This window comes from Paractinoplanes tereljensis, assembly GCF_016862435.1.
Classification (GTDB): Bacteria; Actinomycetota; Actinomycetes; order Mycobacteriales; family Micromonosporaceae; genus Actinoplanes; species Actinoplanes tereljensis.
Map to the genome: position 1 here is coordinate 192,679 of NZ_BOMY01000038.1, position 16,173 is coordinate 208,851.

Annotated in this window: 17 protein-coding genes; 2 read left to right on the forward strand and 15 right to left on the reverse strand. The window is 70.1% G+C overall.

Annotation, left to right across the window (positions count from 1 at the left end; genetic code table 11):
• Positions 1-21: 21 nt before the first annotated feature.
• The 7 genes from Ate02nite_RS29305 to Ate02nite_RS29335 all read right to left on the reverse strand — a co-directional run bounded on the left by Ate02nite_RS29305 (position 22) and on the right by Ate02nite_RS29335 (position 6,078).
• Positions 22-189, reverse strand: coding sequence for a hypothetical protein (locus Ate02nite_RS29305; RefSeq protein ID WP_203811060.1), 168 nt, complete (start codon positions 187-189; stop codon positions 22-24).
• 118 nt (positions 190-307) lie between these two features.
• Positions 308-1,519: a sensor histidine kinase gene (locus Ate02nite_RS29310; protein ID WP_203811061.1), complete on the reverse strand. Its 1,212-nt coding sequence runs from the start codon at positions 1,517-1,519 to the stop codon at positions 308-310.
• Positions 1,516-2,199 carry a response regulator transcription factor gene (locus tag Ate02nite_RS29315; protein ID WP_203811062.1) on the reverse strand — a complete coding sequence of 228 codons (684 nt, stop codon included), beginning with the start codon at positions 2,197-2,199 and terminating at the stop codon, positions 1,516-1,518. The genes Ate02nite_RS29310 and Ate02nite_RS29315 overlap by 4 nt, the downstream gene beginning before the upstream one ends.
• Before the next feature lie 7 nt (positions 2,200-2,206).
• Positions 2,207-3,079 (reverse strand): S1C family serine protease, encoded by an 873-nt coding sequence (locus Ate02nite_RS29320; RefSeq protein ID WP_438871266.1) that lies wholly within the window; start codon positions 3,077-3,079, stop codon positions 2,207-2,209.
• Between the two features lie 70 nt (positions 3,080-3,149).
• Positions 3,150-4,103 carry a VWA domain-containing protein gene (locus tag Ate02nite_RS29325; RefSeq protein ID WP_203811064.1) on the reverse strand — a complete coding sequence of 318 codons (954 nt, stop codon included), beginning with the start codon at positions 4,101-4,103 and terminating at the stop codon, positions 3,150-3,152.
• Complete coding sequence (locus Ate02nite_RS29330; RefSeq protein ID WP_203811065.1) at positions 4,100-5,065, reverse strand: DUF58 domain-containing protein; 966 nt, start codon at positions 5,063-5,065, stop codon at positions 4,100-4,102. Before Ate02nite_RS29330 ends, Ate02nite_RS29325 begins: the two co-directional genes overlap by 4 nt.
• A complete protein-coding gene (locus tag Ate02nite_RS29335) occupies positions 5,062-6,078 on the reverse strand; it encodes an AAA family ATPase (RefSeq protein ID WP_203811066.1) in 1,017 nt (338 codons plus the stop codon). Before Ate02nite_RS29335 ends, Ate02nite_RS29330 begins: the two co-directional genes overlap by 4 nt.
• Positions 6,079-6,320: 242 nt before the next feature.
• Between Ate02nite_RS29335 and Ate02nite_RS29340 the strand changes: the two genes are divergently transcribed.
• A complete protein-coding gene (locus Ate02nite_RS29340; protein WP_203811067.1) occupies positions 6,321-7,112 on the forward strand; it encodes an META domain-containing protein in 792 nt (263 codons plus the stop codon).
• Positions 7,109-9,934: a TIR domain-containing protein gene (locus Ate02nite_RS29345; RefSeq protein WP_203811068.1), complete on the forward strand. Its 2,826-nt coding sequence runs from the start codon at positions 7,109-7,111 to the stop codon at positions 9,932-9,934. Before Ate02nite_RS29340 ends, Ate02nite_RS29345 begins: the two co-directional genes overlap by 4 nt.
• Positions 9,935-9,978: 44 nt before the next feature.
• On the opposite strand, the gene Ate02nite_RS29350 is transcribed toward Ate02nite_RS29345, so the two are convergent.
• The 8 genes from Ate02nite_RS29350 to Ate02nite_RS29385 all read right to left on the reverse strand — a co-directional run bounded on the left by Ate02nite_RS29350 (position 9,979) and on the right by Ate02nite_RS29385 (position 16,162).
• Positions 9,979-11,184: a pectate lyase gene (locus Ate02nite_RS29350; protein WP_203811069.1), complete on the reverse strand. Its 1,206-nt coding sequence runs from the start codon at positions 11,182-11,184 to the stop codon at positions 9,979-9,981.
• 150 nt (positions 11,185-11,334) lie between these two features.
• Positions 11,335-12,045: a GGDEF domain-containing protein gene (locus Ate02nite_RS29355; RefSeq protein WP_203811070.1), complete on the reverse strand. Its 711-nt coding sequence runs from the start codon at positions 12,043-12,045 to the stop codon at positions 11,335-11,337.
• On the reverse strand, positions 12,009-12,476 hold the full coding sequence (locus Ate02nite_RS29360) for a hypothetical protein (protein WP_203811071.1): 468 nt from the start codon (positions 12,474-12,476) through the stop codon (positions 12,009-12,011). The genes Ate02nite_RS29355 and Ate02nite_RS29360 overlap by 37 nt, the downstream gene beginning before the upstream one ends.
• A gap of 122 nt (positions 12,477-12,598) precedes the next feature.
• A complete protein-coding gene (locus Ate02nite_RS29365; RefSeq protein ID WP_203811072.1) occupies positions 12,599-13,387 on the reverse strand; it encodes a hypothetical protein in 789 nt (262 codons plus the stop codon).
• Positions 13,384-13,875, reverse strand: a complete 492-nt coding sequence (locus Ate02nite_RS29370; RefSeq protein WP_203811073.1) for a hypothetical protein — start codon at positions 13,873-13,875, stop codon at positions 13,384-13,386. Before Ate02nite_RS29370 ends, Ate02nite_RS29365 begins: the two co-directional genes overlap by 4 nt.
• Positions 13,875-14,792 (reverse strand): hypothetical protein, encoded by a 918-nt coding sequence (locus Ate02nite_RS29375; protein ID WP_203811074.1) that lies wholly within the window; start codon positions 14,790-14,792, stop codon positions 13,875-13,877. The genes Ate02nite_RS29370 and Ate02nite_RS29375 overlap by 1 nt, the downstream gene beginning before the upstream one ends.
• A gap of 4 nt (positions 14,793-14,796) precedes the next feature.
• Positions 14,797-15,171, reverse strand: coding sequence for a hypothetical protein (locus tag Ate02nite_RS29380; protein ID WP_203811075.1), 375 nt, complete (start codon positions 15,169-15,171; stop codon positions 14,797-14,799).
• Positions 15,172-15,241: 70 nt separating this feature from the next.
• Complete coding sequence (locus Ate02nite_RS29385) at positions 15,242-16,162, reverse strand: amidohydrolase family protein (RefSeq protein ID WP_203811076.1); 921 nt, start codon at positions 16,160-16,162, stop codon at positions 15,242-15,244.
• Positions 16,163-16,173: the final 11 nt, after the last annotated feature.

Below are 16,173 nucleotides of genomic sequence, written 5' to 3' on the forward strand. Positions count from 1 at the left end.
GTCACCATGATCCACAAGTCGCTACAGGTACGGGCAGTCGTAGAAGGCGGGGAGCGGGCCCTCGATGACCAGCGCTCCGCGTGCCCCTGTCGCCTGAGGCTGGGTGGGTGCAGCGGCAAGCCATCCCAGTGCCATCAGCGCGACCGACAGGGCCAGCATCAGTCTCGTCCCGTTGGTCAGAAGCGTCACGAGTCACCTTCCTTCGTGTCGGTATCGAGCAAACCTCATCCGCAGGCGGCTCGGGAGTCTCTGCTGTGAGTAGTACTGACAGGGCACCCCTCGAACGCGCGTTTCAGACTTGTGCGCGTCAGCGCGAATCCGGTCGAGGCCACGGGTTGGCGGTCGGTGGCGGCTGGTCCCCGGCTCGGTCGGTAGAGGGCAGCCAGAGCACGAAGGTGCTTCCCTGGCCGAGTGTTGAGTAGGCCGCGACCTGGCCGCCGTGCGATTCGGTGATCTGGCGGACGATCGCCAGCCCCAGTCCGGTGCGGCGTTCCTTGTTTCTACCCGCGCCGCCGCTCGTGCTCCTGCGCCAGAACCGGTCGAAGACCTTCGGTAGGTCGTCGGCGGAGATGCCCGGGCCCTCATCGGCGACGGCCACCCACAACCAGGTGCCGGTCCGGCCGGTCGCGACGGTCACCGTTGACCCATCAGGAGCCAGGCGTACGGCGTTGGAGACCAGATTTCCGACGGCCCGGCGCAGGGCGTCGGCATCGCCGATCAGGCGCAGCCCGCCGGTGGTGGCGTACCGCAGCTGCAACGGCCGGTCGGGCAGGAACCACTCCTCGCCGGCCTCGCGGGCGATAGCGGTCAGGTCGGCCTCGGTGTCGGTGAGCGTGTCAGCATCCCGCCGGGCGGTGGCCAGCAGGTCTTCGACCAGGCGGGACATGCGGGTGGTGGCGCGGTCGATCACTTCCACCGAGCGGGTCCGTTCCGCCTCGGTGGCGTCGGGGGCGGTCAGCGTGGCGTCGAGGTGGGTGCGGATGATGGCGAGCGGGCTGCGCAGTTCGTGCGAGGCGTCGTCGATGAGTTGGCGCTGGGAGCGGAACGCCTGGTCGAGGCGGTCGAGCATGGAGTCGATGGTGTCGGCCAGGTCACGCAGCTCGTCGTGCGGACCGTCGAGACGGATGCGCCGGGTCAGATCGGTGGCCTGGATCTCCCGGGCGGTGCGGGTGATCGCCCCGACCGGTCGTAGCACCCGGCCGGAGAGGATCCAGCCGACGGCCAGGCTGACCACGAACAGACCACCGAGGGCGATCAGTGAATACGTACGCAAGGTCTGCAGGGTGTTGTAGTTGATCGCGGCTTCGATCTCACTGACCTCGGCGACCGTGGTGGTGCCCACGTACCGCCAGTTCTCGTAGATCTTCGCGGTGCGCTCGTTGATCGGCTGCGCTGAGGTGGTCCGCTCGACCGCGAAATAGGTGATGCCCAGCGCCGCCCCGCCCAGCGCGAACAGCAGCGTCGAGTAGACGACGGTCAACCGGAACCGGATCGACCGGACAATCTCCGGGCGCCTCACGACCGGCTCCCGGTCAACCGGTAGCCGCTGCCCACCACCGTCTCGATCGAGCCCTCGCCCAGCTTGCGGCGCAGCGTCCCGACGGTGACCCGGACGGTCTGGGTGAACGGGTCGGCGTTGGCGTCCCACACGTGTTCGAGCAACTCCTCGCCGGAGACGACCCGGCCGGGCCGGGTCATCAGGTATTCCAGGACGCCGAACTCCTTCCGGGTCAGGGTCACCGGGACACCCCGGACGGAGACCTCGTGCCGGGCCACGTCGAGCACGATGTCCCCGAGGGTGAGGCGGGCCGTGGTGCCGCTGGTGTCGCGGCGCAGCAGGGCCCGGATCCGGGCCAGCAGCTCGGCGAGGTGGAACGGTTTGACCAGATAGTCGTCGGCGCCGTCGTCGAGTCCGCGGACCCGGTCGGTGAGGTCGCCGCGGGCGGTCAGCATGAGTACCCGCAGGTCGTCGTCGCCGGGGGTGGCGATCTCGCCGGTGCGCAACGACCGGCAGAGACTGAACCCGTCGCCGTCGGGCAGGTTGACGTCGAGCAGCATCAGGTCGTACTCGTTGACCGTGAGCTGTTCGTAAGCGCCGGCGACGTCGCCGGCGAGATCCACGGCATAGCCGGCCCGGCCGAGACCCACCCGCAGGCCCTCGGCCAGGTCTTCCTCGTCCTCCACCACCAGCAGTCGCATGATTCGACTATCCCCGCGCGATGATGCCATCGGCGACCCACTCGGCCCGCTCGATCGGGACGGCGAAGCCGATGCCGATCGAGCCGCCGCCCTCCATGGTGGCGATCGCGGTGTTCACCCCGACAACCTCGCCGCGCGCGTTGACCAGCGGACCGCCCGAATTGCCGGGGTTGATGGAGGCGTCGGTCTGCACCGCGGTCTGCCGGGCGGAACCGCCCAGGCGGACCTGACGGTCGAGGGCGCTGACGATGCCGGCCGTGACCGTGCCCGACAACCCCAGCGGGGAGCCGACGGCCAGGACCGATTCACCGACCCGGGTACGGCCCGGGTCGGCGAACGCGAGGGGGCGCAGCGCCGCCGACGGGGTCACCCGCAGTACCGCGATGTCGTTGCCCGGGTCGGTGCCGATCAGCTCGGCATCGAGGCGCCGCCCGTCCGCACCGACGATGGTCACCGCGCCGCCGGCCGCTACGACGTGGTTGTTGGTGACGATGTGGCCGCGGCTGTCGAAGACGAAGCCGGATCCGGAGGCGCCGCCGGAGGAGGTACGGACCTGCACGGATACGACGCCGGGGAGGACGCGGGCGGCCGAGGTGACCAGGTCGGCGTCGGAGGTGGCGGCGACGGCGCCGGCCGTCGGGGCGTCGGCGCGGCCGCCGAGATAGCCGGCCGCCCCGCCCGCCCCGGCGGACAGCCCGACCACCGCGAGCCCGGCGACCAGCAGCATCGGCCACCGCCGAGCCACCGTTGGTGCTCCTGACGTTGGCGCCCCTAACGTTGGTTGCCCGAACGTTAGTGGCTCTAACGTTGGTGACCCTAACGTTGGCGCGGCTAACGTTCGTTGCCCGAACGTTGGGGTGCCTAACGTTTGTGTGGCCAACGGTGGGGGGACGAACTCTGGTCCGCGCGGTGTGGTGCCCAGGCCGGGAGTTGGCATCGTGGGTGTCCTTTCAGGGCAGACGGGCGAACCAGAACAGCGACGCCAGCGCGGCCAGCAGCGCCAGCACCAAACCGGCACCGATGAAGCGGGCCGACACGTCCTGCGTCTCGGTGCGGTGGCCGACCGAGGTACCGATGTCGGCGTACGCGTCGCGCAACTCGTCGGCGCTGCCGGCTTCGAAGTAGTTGCCGCCGGTGGCGTCCGCGACCGCCTGCAGCGTCTGGCCGTCGACCGGCACGGGAGTGTTGCCCCAGACCACCCCGGCGGCGGTGCCGAAGGAGATGCTGTCCACCGGCACGCCGAGCTCGGCGGCCAGTCCGGCGGCCAGGTCCGGGTCCTGTCCGGAGGTGTTGGCGCCGTCCGAGAGCACCACCACCCGGGCCGGCGGGATGTCCTCGCCGGCCTCGGCGTCCAGGCTGCGGATGGACTCCAGCGAGGTGGCGATCGCCTCGCCGATGGCGGTGCCGCCGCCGGGTCCGGCCACCCCCTCGGCCAGCCGGTCGATGCCGGCGTCGACCGCGGCCCGGTCGGTGACCGGCGGGACCAGGACCGAGGCGGTTCCGCTGAAGGCGACCAGTCCGACGTTGAACTGCTCGGGCAGGCCGGCCACGAACTCGTGGGCGGCCGACTTGGCCGCGGCGAGCCGGTCGGGGGCCACGTCGGTGGCGCCCATCGAGCCGGACACGTCGACCGCCACCAGCACGGTCGCCCGGTCCCGGGGCACCTGCACCTCGGCCTGCGGGCGGGCGAAACCGACCACCAGCAGGGCGAGCATGCCCAGGAACAGGCTGGCCGGCAGGTGCCGGCGCCAGCCGGGACGCTTCGGCGCGACCCGGCCCAGCAGCTTGAGGTTGGTGAATCGGACGGCGTATCGGCTGCGGCGGCGCTGCGCGATCACGTACGCGACGATCAACGCGGCGACCCCGGCCAGCAGCCACAGCCGTTCCGGTGAGAGCCAGTTCATCCGCGGGCACCTCCGATGCGGGAAACAGAAGCGAGGCGGCGCTGCGCCCGGACGTGCCGGACGATGTCGGCCACCCAGTCACGGTCGGTGCGCAGCCGTAGGTGGGCGGCGCCGGAACGGCGTACGGCTGCGGTGATCGTGTCTTGTTGTTGTTGAGCGGCGGCCGCGTAACGCTCCCTCAGCCGGCGGCTGGCGGTGGGCACCTCCCGGCGGCGGCCGGTCTCCGGGTCGACCAGGGTGAGCAGGCCGACGTCGGGCAGTTCCTGCTCGCGCGGGTCGCCGACCTGGACGACCAGCACCTGGTGCCGGGTGGCCAGCCGGCGCAGCGGCCGTTCCCAGGCCGGGGCGGCCGGCCCGAGGCCGTCCTCGTCGAGGCCGTCGAGGAAGTCGGAGACGACCACCATCAGTCCCCGCCGCCCGGTAGCCGCGTTGAGGCCCTCGACCGCGGCCGCCAGTGGGGGCGGACCACCGGCACTCGCCCGCGGTGCGCTGACCAGGGTCCGGAGGATGGCCAGCAGGTGCGGGCGGCCACCGCGCGCCGGGAAACGCCGGACGCCATCAACGGTGAGCACGTGGGCGCCGAGCCGATTCCCGGCGCCGGTGGTGAGGAAACCGACCGCGCCCACGGCGGCGATCGCCAGCTCCCGCTTCTCGAACTCGGCGGTGCCGAAGTCCATGCTGGCGGTGGCGTCGACCAGCACCGAGGTGGAAAGTTCCCGGTCGGCGTCGACGGTGCGTACGTGCGGGACGGCGGTGCGGGCGGTCACCGACCAGTCCATCCGCCGGACCTCGTCCTCGCCCGGCTGATATTCCCGGCTGCCGGCCGGTTCGCTGCCCGGTCCGGGCAGCAGCCCGAGGTACGAGCCGTGCAGCAGCCCGTCCAGCCGTCGGGTGATCATCAGTTCCAGCCGGCGCAGGCGGCGTTCGGGAGTCAGCTCGTTCAGCGAGGCGCCGCCCATCATGCCGCCACCCCCAGGCCCGGACCGTGCTCCTGGGCCGGCGCGATCACCGGCAGCGGCACGGCGTCGACGACGCGCCGCACGATGCTCTCGGCCGGCACGTCGTCGGCGACCGCGTCGAAGGAGAGCACGAGCCGGTGCGCGAGCACGTCCGGCGCGAGGTCCACGATGTCGGCCGGCAGCACGTAACCGCGGCCGCGCAGCAGGGCCAGCGCCCGGGCGGCGGCGACCAGGCCGAGGGTGGCGCGCGGGCTGGCCCCGTACGCCAACTGGCCGGCGATGTCCGGAAGGCCGGCCGCGGCGGGATCGCGGGTGGCCACCACGAGCCGCACGACGTACTCGGCGAGGGCGTGGTGGATGAAGACGTCCCGGGCGCGAGCCTGCAGGGCGGCGAGCTTCGCGGTGTCCAGCACCGGGCCGGCGGTGGGCCGGGACGTGCCCATCCGATAGAGGATGGCCAGTTCTTCCTGCTCGCTCGGGTAGTCGACGATCACTCGCATCAGGAAGCGGTCCCGCTGCGCCTCGGGCAGCTGGTAGACGCCTTCGCTCTCGATCGGGTTCTGAGTGGCCAGGACCAGGAAAGGATGGGGTACGGGGTGGGTGCGGCCGCCGATCGAGACGTGCCCTTCCGCCATCACCTCCAGCAGCGCCGACTGCACCTTGGCCGGCGCCCGGTTGATCTCGTCGGCCAGCACCAGGTTCGCCATCACCGGGCCGAGCTCGACGTCGAAGCTTTCCCGGCTGGCCCGGTAGATCCGGGTGCCGAGGATGTCCGACGGCACCAGATCCGGCGTGAACTGGATGCGATGGAACGTGCCGCCCACGGCGATCGCGAGGGTTTCCGCGGCCAGCGTCTTGGCCACCCCCGGCACTCCTTCGAGCAGGCAGTGCCCACCGGCCAGCAGTGCGGTCAGCAGCCGCTCGACCAGCCGGTCCTGCCCGACGATCACCTTCTTCACCTCGAACAGCGTCTGTTCGAGCAACCGCGCGTCAGCGTCTGCGGCAATGTCAGTCATGACTCTCCTCGGTGACGACGGGGGGCGGACGCCCGAGCCCGGGGGTTGGCGTCGAGCGCCCGCCCTGGCCACCCATCACACCGGGAAGCACCGAAAACAAGCCGAAGGCCAGACTTTCGCCGGGCTTTCGTCCCCGGCCGATGTCCTGGGTAGCCTTTCCGAGTGACCCGCGACGATCGCTTTTCGCGATTTGGAGTCGACGGCCCGATTATGTATGCCGTTCCCTAGATTGAGGATTTCGGGTGAGCGTCAAACCAATCAAGATCGTCACGGCAATTCTGATCATTACGGTTTCGGGCTGCACCGAACCGTCTCCGGCCAGCCCTTCGCCATCGGCCAGTCCTTCGCCGTCGGCGGAAAGCGCCCCCTACTGGCCCGCCGGACACACCTTCGTTTCCACCGCGGTCACCGGCTATTCGCTGTTGGCGGGCACCAACGTCACACTCCGCCTGACCGGGACCAAAGCGATCAGCGCCAACGCGGGCTGCAACTACGCCGACATGGATGTTCACCTCGACCAGAACCGGATCGTCACCGACGGAATCCGGCAGTCCGCCATGGGGTGCGATGATCCCCGATATCAGCAGGACAACTGGTTGATCGGTTTCTTCGAGGAAGGTCCGGAATACGAGATCAAGGACGTCGACCTGACGTTGACGGCCGGAAAGACGATCATTCGACTCGCGGATCGGACTTTGTCCAGAAACGTCTGGGAGGTCGTGGCCGGCCTGGCCGGCGGTGGCGAGACGATCGCTTACCCGTCCGGCAAAGCATCAATTACCTTCCTCGAAAACGGCGCGATCTCGGTAACCACCGGGTGCGCGACCTTGAAAGGCACCGGCAGCTTCACCGGCCGGGCTGTCACGGTCGGCCCGCTGACCCGGGCATCCCAGCCGTGCGACGCCTCGCTGACCGAGCTCGATGCGGCGATAACCCGCACCCTGCAGGGCACCGTTTCGGTGGAAGCAGAAGAATCGACGATCGAACTCATCGGACCGGACGGCACCGGGCTCGCCCTGCGAGAGCAGCAATGACCGTCGGCTATGACGTCTTCATTTCGTACAGCCACAGTGCCGACGGGCGGCTGGGCCCCGGCCTACGCGACGGCCTGCACCAGTTCGCTCGTCCCTGGCGACGGCTGCGAGCACTGCGGGTGTTCTGCGACAAGCAGAGCCTCTCGGCCAACCCGGCCGTGTGGTCCACCATCGCGACCGCGCTGGACCAGTCGCGTACCTTCGTCCTGCTCGCCTCGCCGCAAGCGGCCCAATCACCCTGGGTGAACCGCGAGGTGGAACGGTGGTTGGCGATGCGGCCGCGCCGGCCGCTGCTGATCGGGCTCACCGACGGGGAGATCGCCTGGGACGGTACGGCCGGAGACTTCGACTGGGAGCGGACGACCGCGCTGCCGGAATCCCTGCGCGCCTGGTTCGACGAGGAGCCGCTCTGGATCGATCTCCGCGACGTGCGGGCCGACCACGATCTGAACATGGCCAACCCCGCTTTCGCCGATCGGATCGCGACGCTGGCCGCGCCGCTGCACGGCCGGTCCAAGGACGAACTGGTCGGGGAGGACATCCGGCAACATCGTCGCGGCCGCCGATTCCGGCGCCTTTCCCTGGCCGGCATGGCGGTCCTCACCATCCTCGCGCTCACGGCCGGCGCCACCGCGTACCTCCAGCTGGGGCAGGCCCGGCAGCAGCGCGACCGGGCGACCGCGCAGGAGCGCGAGGCGACCGCCCGCGGGCTGGTTTTTCAAGCACAGACCCTTTCCGTACGGGATCCGGCCACCGCCTTCCGCTTGGAGCTGGCCGCGCATGCGCTGCATCCGTCGCCGGAGCATCGGGCCACGCTGGCCGCCGATCTGGAAAGCAGCCGGTTCCGGGGTGTCCGGGCCCAGGTGAACGCCGCCAAGACGATGGTCGTCCAGGGGGATCTGATGCTGGTCGGCGAGTCCCGGCAGGCGAGCCTGTGGGACCTGCGCGAGCCGGCCCGGCGGCTGGCCACCCTGCCCGCCCCCGGTGTTTTCGGGGCCAGTGTCGCGCTGTCCGCCGACGGCCGGTTGGCCCTGGTCGGCTACAGCAACTGCGATCCGGTTTGCGAGAGCTCGGCCGGCACCGCCGATCTGTGGGACGTCAGCACCCCGCGAACACCGGTAAAAACGGCCACCATGGACCCCGGTCAGGGTCCGATCGGCGCGGTCGCCCTCAGTCCCGGCGGCGAGATCGCGTTCACCGCTACCGACTACGGCTACGACGACAGCTCGCCGACGCTGTGGGACATCCGTGACCGGACTCGCCCGAGGCTGCTGACCGGCCGGCCCACCGAGACCGCGTCGGCCGCCGGGGACGGCGTGTTCAGCCCGCACGGAGCGGTCATGGCCACCGGCAGTGGCCTGTGGGACATCAGCCGCCCGGCCGTGCATCGTCCGCTGGCACAGCCCGCCGACGGTTTCGGCCCGAGCGCGCCGGCGTTCCGCAAAGATGGTGACCTGCTGGTGGCCGGCGGCGACCGGGTGACGCTGTGGGACGTCCGCGATCCCACCCGGCCACGGGTTCTGTCCAGGATCACGGACTTCGTGCACCCGATCAGCAATGTCGTCTTCCGCGGTGACGGCAAGGCGATCCTGGCGGTGAGCGAGGAGGAGCACACCGTCTTCACCTACGACGTCAGCGATCCGAGCCGCCCCGTACGGACGCTGAGCCTGACCGGGCCGGCCGGCGTGCTCGCGGCCGGCTTTGCCGACCAGGATTCCACCGTCCTCGCGCTGCAGTCCGACGGCGCCGTCATCGCCTGGGACGCGGCCGCCGCCGGCCCACCCGGCCGGACCGGCCGACCGGCGCCGGTGCTGGCCGCGGTGGGCGCCCTGACCAGCGAGGGAGGAGACGCCATCCTGCTGGCCGGGTTCTCCGGGCCGGGACGGTATCCGCCGGCGGCGCGGGCGACGATCAGCCCCGACGGCCGCACCGCCGTGGCCACCTCCGGCCCGGTCGCCGACACCGTGACGGTCTATGACGTCAGCGATCCCGTTCACCCGGCCCAGATCATCACGTTCGCCCCTCAGGTGCGGTCGATCGGCCCGATCGCCTCCCATCCCGATGGGCACACCATCCTCATCGGCGGTACCGACGACACCGGTCCGGCCGTCGTGATCTGGGACCTCGCCGACCCCCGCCGGCCGGCCAAACTCGGCACCATCCGGCGGGCGAAGGACGGCGGCCTGGACGCACTCGCGGTGTCCCCCGACGGCCGGACGGCCTTCGTCGGCGGATACGACGAGGCCGCGCTGTGGGACGTCACCGATCTCCGGCGACCCCGATCACTACCGACCAGCCCCGGCCTGGTCGCGGCCGCCCAGTCGCAGCAGGTCACCGGGGCGACGTTCAGCCCCGACGGGCATCTGCTGCTGGTCGGCGGCATCTCGCACACGACCATCGTCGACACCACCGACCGGGACCGCACCGTGGCCGCCGGCGATCTGCCCGGGGGCGTCAGCATCGTCTCCGGCGTGGCCATCAGCCGCACCGGCCAGCTCGCGGTGACCAGCGGGTTCGCCCAGCCGGGCGCGAAGGACCCGACGCCCACGGCGGTGGTGTGGCTGATCACCGACCCCACCTACCCGCGGCGGATCGCGGAGGTACCCACCCAGGCGGCCGTCGCCTTCGCCGCCGACGGCCGCACCCTGGTCACCGAGAACAACGCCGGACTGCCGCTCTACTGGGACATCACCCGACCGGCGGCGATCGCTGAGGACCCGATCGCGTACGGATGCCGCCTGGTTGCCGGGCCGCTCAACGAAGCGGAGTGGCGGCGCTTCGTGCCGGCGCTGCCCTACCGGACCTCCTGCCCCGGCCGCTGAGGAAAGGGGCGCCCACCCGATCGGTGAGCGCCCCGCAGAAGTGCCTACTTGTAGGTGATGTCGCTCTTGTTCACCTTGCAGTTGGCCGTGTTCCAGCCTTCGCCGAGGTAACTCGGCTCGCTGCCCTTGGCGACGCCCTTGTACATGCCGCAGACCACCGCGCCGGAGTTGACGGTGACGCGGGTGATGGTGGCGGTGTCGCCCCAGTTGGTGTTGATGCCGACGACGTAGTCGACGCCGGTCAGCAGCACGTTGTCGACCACGACGTGGCGCTGGTAGGAGTTGGTGCAGTTGCCGCAGCCGCGGTAGAGCTTGCCGGCACCGTTGAGGTAGAAGCCGGAGATGTTGACGGTGCCGTTGCCGTTGTGCTGGAACGTCTTGTCGCTGCCGTTCTTCGCGCCACCGCCGATGACGTAACTGGTGCCACCGTTGGTCTGCAGGAAGGTGGCGGCGTCCTCGCCGATGTCGTTCCACCACACGTTGCGGATGGTGCAGGTGCCCAGGCAGTGCACGCCGTCGCCGGCGGGCGAGCCGAGGATGACGTTCTGCAGGGTGCCGCCGTTGGCGATCTCGAACATCGGGTCCTGGGACTCGCTCTGCGAGCCGTCACCGATGCAGCAGTACGTCTTCATGCCACCGTCGAAGGTCCCGGAGACGGAGACCGTGCCGGAGATCGACACCGAACCGGCCGAGGACGGCCACGAGCCGGTCGGCGTGCCCGGGTTGCTGGTCGGGCTGGTGGTGGGGCTGGTCGTCGCCGTCGGGCTGGTGGTCGGCGTCGTGCTGCCGCTGGAGTACGTCTCGAACTCGGCGATCCGCGGCGCGGCGGACGCGCCGGTGATGTCGAACGTGATCTTCTTCAGCGACGTCGAGGCGAACGAGATGGTGCTCGGGGTGCCGCTGCCGCTGGCCAGGACGCCGCCGGTGTCGTAGTTGAGCAGTCGCCAGGCGGTGATCGAGCCGCCGCCCGAGGCCACCCGGATGACGGCGCTGGAGACCGTGGTGGCACTGCTCCATTTCACCGAGACATAGCCGGTCGCGCTGGCCGGCGCCCAGTAGGTGCTGGTGCTGCCGTCCTTGACGTTGCCGTAACTGGTGCCGCTGGCCTTGCTGGAACCGTCGGCGCCGCCGCTGAGGCTCAGGTTGTCAGCCGCCGACGCGTAGGACAGCGGCAGCGCCACCGTGATAGCGGCGACCGCGACGGCGGTGGCGCCTCCGGCGATCCATCGTAGAGAGCGTGGTCGTTTCATCTCTTTCTCACCTCGATGTCGAGAGCGTGTCCTGTGGAGGGCTGTCCACAGGAAAGCGCTTTCCTGGAGAATAGAGATGTGTCAATGCGATGACAAGAAGATGTCCGAAACATGTGTGATGTGTGTTACACGAAGCGAGAAAGATTCTGATCAGCGGATGCTGGAGACGTAGACGCGGTTGCGACCGGCCGCCTTGGCGGCGTACAGGGCGACGTCGGCCCGGGCCAGCAGCTCCTCGGCGGTCTCGCTGCCGTTCCACTGCGCGGCCCCGGCCGAGAAGGTCTGGCCCAGGGGGTTGACGGCCTGGAGCCGTTCGATGATGCGGTCGGCGTCGGCGAGCTTGGACTGGTCGAAGATCGCCCCGAACTCCTCCCCGCCGTAACGGGCCAGGAGGTCCTCCGGGCGCAACTGGCCGCGCCAGGCGGCGGCCGCGCTGCTGAGCAGGTTGTCGCCGCCCTGATGGCCGTGCTCGTCGTTGTACTTCTTGAAGTGGTCGAGGTCGAGGATGGCAACGACGACGGGGCTGCCGTGGCGGCGCGCGGCCGCGATGCGGCGGGACAGCTCGAGGTCCCATGCCCGCCGGTTGGGAAGCGCGGTGAGGGCGTCGATGTGCGCCACCGCGTCGAGCTGGCGGGCCTTGTCGTGCACCTGGCTGACCAGGTCGAACATGCGCAGTGCGACAAGAGCGAACAGAGTGATGCAGCCGAGGCCGGCGGCGAACCAGTCGACCTTTCCGTGTTGAAGAACGCCTTGGATGATCAGCAGGGCCGGAGCGCCCATGCAAGCGAGGTTGACCAGCAGCACGCGTTGCGGGGACATCTCCGTCACGGGACGCAGCGGGTGGCCGGTGAGAGCGCGCATCCGCGCACGATGAGCAGCAGGGCCGCCGCTTCCAGCGGGTAGATGGTGATGAACACCGGAAACGCGACGGCGGTAGCGCCGGCCCACCAGATGCCGTAACCGGCGACGGTGACCAGGCCGGCGGCCGCGAGCATCAGCCACGGCCACCGCGGCCGAGGCTTGTTGACCAGGACGCCGATGACGATGCCGGCGCTGAACAGCAACGGCATGGCGAGCGTCAGGATTCCGCCGATCGGCCCGTCCGCCGTGGTCAGCATCTGACCACCGCAGAACAGCAGGCCCACGCCGAGCCAGGTCAGCCACAGCCGGGCGGCCCTCGTCCGCACCGCGCCGTGGTGTTCCGGCCCGGCGTCGGGCGCGGTCGGCGTGGTCCGGATGACCGCGACGTCGACCGGTTCGTCGGAGTCGGTGCGACCCAGCACGGCGTGCATCTACGCCCCTTTCGTTCCGTCGGCCTTCACCATGGTCGGCAGGTGCACCCTGCGGCCAAACCGTCGGACCGGTTCCGCAACCAGATCACTACCTGCCCGGCCGCGACGGCAGCCCTCGGCGATCAGTTGGCGAGCTGGTTGGCGATGTCTTCGGCGGGGCGCTGCAGGTCGCAGTAGGGGTAGACCTCGGTGCGGGTGTCATCGGCGGCCGGCAGCAGACGCCCCGGGCTGGTGACGTGGGGGCCGGTGGCGCAGCCGTTGGCGGACCCGTCCAGCACGCCGCCGACGATCGTGCCGGACTGGTTGCGCAGCACCGTCGCCACGCCGCGCCAGGCCAGCGGCCGGCAGGTCGGCGAGGCCGTCGTGTAACTGATCTTCAGGTAGCCGGAGTAGTCGGCGTTGGGGTGCTCGGTGCGCACGTCGGTCGTGGTGACCGGGAGGACACCGCGGCCGGCCTCGTCGGGCGTGAGCCAGGTCGTCTCACCTAGGCGCACCTCGACCGCCGTCGCGGAGTGCGGTGCGGCCAGGACCCGGGTGTCGCCGACCCCGATGCGCTGGCCAGGCCGGAGGATCGGGATCTCCTGGGTGTTCAGCGGGGACGGGATGTCCTCGATCGGTTTGCCGTTGTTGCTGAAGCCGAACGTCACGCGGGTGCGGTAGGCGACCGACGTACTCGTGTTCTCCACGATCGCGCCGAAGCTGGCGCCGGAGTTGAGGTTGGTGAAGCCCTGTTCGACCACCTTCAGCCCGCCGGCCGCCGGGCCGCGGGGTTTGTCCGGCGCCGCCGCCGGCACCGCGCAGGCGGCCGGGGTGTCGGTGAAGCGGGCGTGCACCCAGGCGAAGGCGCCCAACGCGGCGAGGGCCAGGGCCAGCACGCCCGCGATGATCCCGAACGGGCCCGATCGCTTCATCGATAGATGCGTTCTTTGAGCTCGGCGACCTGCCCGGTGTAGTCCTCGATCAGCGCGGCCGCCGCGACGCGTACGCCGTCGGCGCACTCGTCCTCGGACAGCCGGGAGACCGTGCCGGGCGCGAGTTTCACCGTGACGTTGCGCAGCCCGTCGCCGATGAGCTGGATGCGCCCGTCGGCGGACGCACCCTGCCCGACGATCTTCTCGCGGGCCTCGTAGAACTCGCGGTCCTGCCAGTTGTCGATGCCGGGCTCGATCACGATGTGCTCGTCGAGCGTCTGGCGGTAGGCCCGCAGCCAGTTGGCGAACAGCAGCCGGGCCAGGGCGCCGAGGTAGTGCTCGACATCGGAGTCGCTGAGCTGGCGGTAGTTGGCGCCCGACCCGAAGTCGATCCGGATCTGATCACGGCGGGACAGCTCGGCGGAGATCTGGGTGCCCGGAACCTGGACCTGGAACCGGATGGCGTCGATCCGCTCGGCGTGCGTCATCAGTCGTGACCGCCCAGGTACGCGCTGCTGGTCACGTTGGCCGCGGTGGCGTCGGCCAGGTGCGGCCGGGCCGAGACGAAGAGGTCCTTACGACCCCCGACATCGCCCTCGAGCGCGTCGACCGTGACGTTGATCAGTTTCTCCGTATCCCGGAACTGGTCGGCGACCTTCTCCAGCCCGGTCCACATCGCATTGACGATCTGGATCGCGGTGTTCCCGGTCTTGTTGTCCTTGATGCCCTCCGGCACTTTAGCGGCCGCGGTCGACGCGACGGCGTCGACGGTCGCCAGCACCAGCGGCGCGGCCAGCCCGTCGGTCACCGCGGTCACCGCGACGCCGCCGATGGTGGCGACCGCGGCGATCACCGTGAAGTCGAACGTCCACTTGTTCGGGTCGCAGCACGGGTCGTTGTCGAGCGCGGCCATCGTCGCCTCGGCGATCCCGTCGAGGTCCTTACGGGCCGCCGCCCAGAGCGCCTGGGTGGCGTGCAGCGTCGACTTCAACATCGAGACCAGGATGAACTGGTTCTGCAGGATCAGCGGGAACGGGTCGAGAAAGTACTTCTTGAACGCGTTGGCCGCGTCCCCGTCCCACCCCAGCAGCAGACCACCGGCCGTGGTGATCTTCGAGAACTCGACGTTGGCCGGGTAGATGTCCTTCTTGTTGACCGGATCGGAGCTGTTCTGCCCGGGAGACAGGTCGGTCATCACCCGCTGCAACCGCGCGATGGAGGCATCAAAACCCGCAGGATCAGGCAGACCGGCGTACGCCTCATAGCGCTCCGGAATATCGGAGAAGTAGCCTTCCGGCCCGCTGAAGGCGGCGAATGCCGGGTCGTTCTCCTTTTTCATGATCGCCCGGTTGACCGCTTTCGTCTTGATGCTCCAGGCGTGTTCCATCAGCTGGTCGTAACTCATGACGTCACTTCACCGGCGCCGGGGTGGCCGCACCCAGCTGGGCGGTCTTCTCGTCGAACGCCCGCTTGGCCTCGGTGTCGGTGTCGGTGTAGTGATCGATCGCGAGGTTGAGGGCACGAGACGTGTCCTCCAGGCTGTCGACGGTGTCGTTGAGGAACCGCAACGTCGTGGCGTGCAGCCCGTGCCAACCCTCGAAGATCGGGCTGGTGCCACCACCGAACGCACTCGGCCGGCGCATCAGGGCGTCGACCGACGCCCCGGCCGACGAGAGATTGGTCGACGCGTCGGTGAAGACGTTCGCCACCGAGGGCAGATCATCATTCGCCACCGTGGACAGCCAATAGAGATCAACCCCGAGCTCAGCGCCCCTGTCCGGCATCGCCCGTCCTCCCCCGCATCGATGTACGTGGCAGTGTAGCCAGCATCGACCAGGCGAATGGGCCCCGAAATTACCTGCGGGTAAGCCGGGGAAGCAGCCGAGTGGCGTTGGTTCGCTGGGCCTCGGCGTCCAGCAGCGGAGTGCTGTCGAGGGCGCCGGCCAGCTGCTTCACCAGCTGCTCCGGGGTGAACGGCCAGTCGCTGCCGTAGAGCAACCGGTCGGGGCCGGCCAGGGCCAGCAGCGACGGGAGCTGATGCGGTAGCGGCATTCCGGCGAGATCGAAGTAGAGCCGCCGCAGCTGGGCCCGGACGTCGACGCCCTGGGCCGCGGCGAAGGTGGCGATCCGGTCGGCGACCGAGGCCAGGACGCCACCGCCGTGCGGGACGACGACCGTGACCCGGGGATGCCGTTGCAGCGTTCCGCTCAGGAGCAGGTCGCTGACCGCGCGGGCGGTGTCGATCGGGAACTCCAGCATCGGCCGGGGGCGGCCCCGGGCCACCAGCTCCCAGCCGGGCGGGGAGGTCGGATGCAGGACCACCAGCGCGGAGCGTTCGTCGAGCGCGTCCCAGACCGGCTCGAACACCGGATCACCCGGGTACACGCCGGCGGCGTTGCTTTCCAGGACCACCCCGTCGAGGCCGAGCTCGTCGTAGGAGAAGGCGATCTCGTCGATCGCCCCGGCGACGTCCGGCAGCGGGAGCGAGGCCAGCACCGCGAATCGGTCCGGGTGGTCGGCCACCAGGCCGGCCCCGAACCGATTGACCGTACGGGCGAGAGCGCGCGCAGGCACATCGTCGCCGAAGTGCACGCCGGGCGAGGAGATCGAGAGCAGCGCGGTGGCGATGTCCAGTCCGTCCATCGTCGCCAGCGCCGCGTCGACACTCCAGGCCGGGATCGCCGGCATCCCGTCGGGGTGGCTGTGCCCGGCGGCGGAGGCGGCCGCCCGGTAGAAGTCCGGGATGAAGTGCGCGTGCATGTCGATGCGGCCCATGTGCCCTCCGG

Coding starts and splice junctions, on each gene's coding strand:
- Ate02nite_RS29315 (WP_203811062.1), bottom strand. CDS start 2,199: ATGCGACTGCTGGTGGTGGAGGACGAGGAAGACCTGGCCGAGGGCCTG.
- Ate02nite_RS29325 (WP_203811064.1), bottom strand. CDS start 4,103: ATGAACTGGCTCTCACCGGAACGGCTGTGGCTGCTGGCCGGGGTCGCC.
- Ate02nite_RS29330 (WP_203811065.1), bottom strand. CDS start 5,065: ATGATGGGCGGCGCCTCGCTGAACGAGCTGACTCCCGAACGCCGCCTG.
- Ate02nite_RS29335 (WP_203811066.1), bottom strand. CDS start 6,078: ATGACTGACATTGCCGCAGACGCTGACGCGCGGTTGCTCGAACAGACG.
- Ate02nite_RS29345 (WP_203811068.1), top strand. CDS start 7,109: ATGACCGTCGGCTATGACGTCTTCATTTCGTACAGCCACAGTGCCGAC.
- Ate02nite_RS29350 (WP_203811069.1), bottom strand. CDS start 11,184: ATGAAACGACCACGCTCTCTACGATGGATCGCCGGAGGCGCCACCGCC.
- Ate02nite_RS29355 (WP_203811070.1), bottom strand. CDS start 12,045: ATGCGCGCTCTCACCGGCCACCCGCTGCGTCCCGTGACGGAGATGTCC.
- Ate02nite_RS29360 (WP_203811071.1), bottom strand. CDS start 12,476: ATGCACGCCGTGCTGGGTCGCACCGACTCCGACGAACCGGTCGACGTC.
- Ate02nite_RS29365 (WP_203811072.1), bottom strand. CDS start 13,387: ATGAAGCGATCGGGCCCGTTCGGGATCATCGCGGGCGTGCTGGCCCTG.
- Ate02nite_RS29370 (WP_203811073.1), bottom strand. CDS start 13,875: ATGACGCACGCCGAGCGGATCGACGCCATCCGGTTCCAGGTCCAGGTT.
- Ate02nite_RS29375 (WP_203811074.1), bottom strand. CDS start 14,792: ATGAGTTACGACCAGCTGATGGAACACGCCTGGAGCATCAAGACGAAA.
- Ate02nite_RS29380 (WP_203811075.1), bottom strand. CDS start 15,171: ATGCCGGACAGGGGCGCTGAGCTCGGGGTTGATCTCTATTGGCTGTCC.
- Ate02nite_RS29385 (WP_203811076.1), bottom strand. CDS start 16,162: ATGGGCCGCATCGACATGCACGCGCACTTCATCCCGGACTTCTACCGG.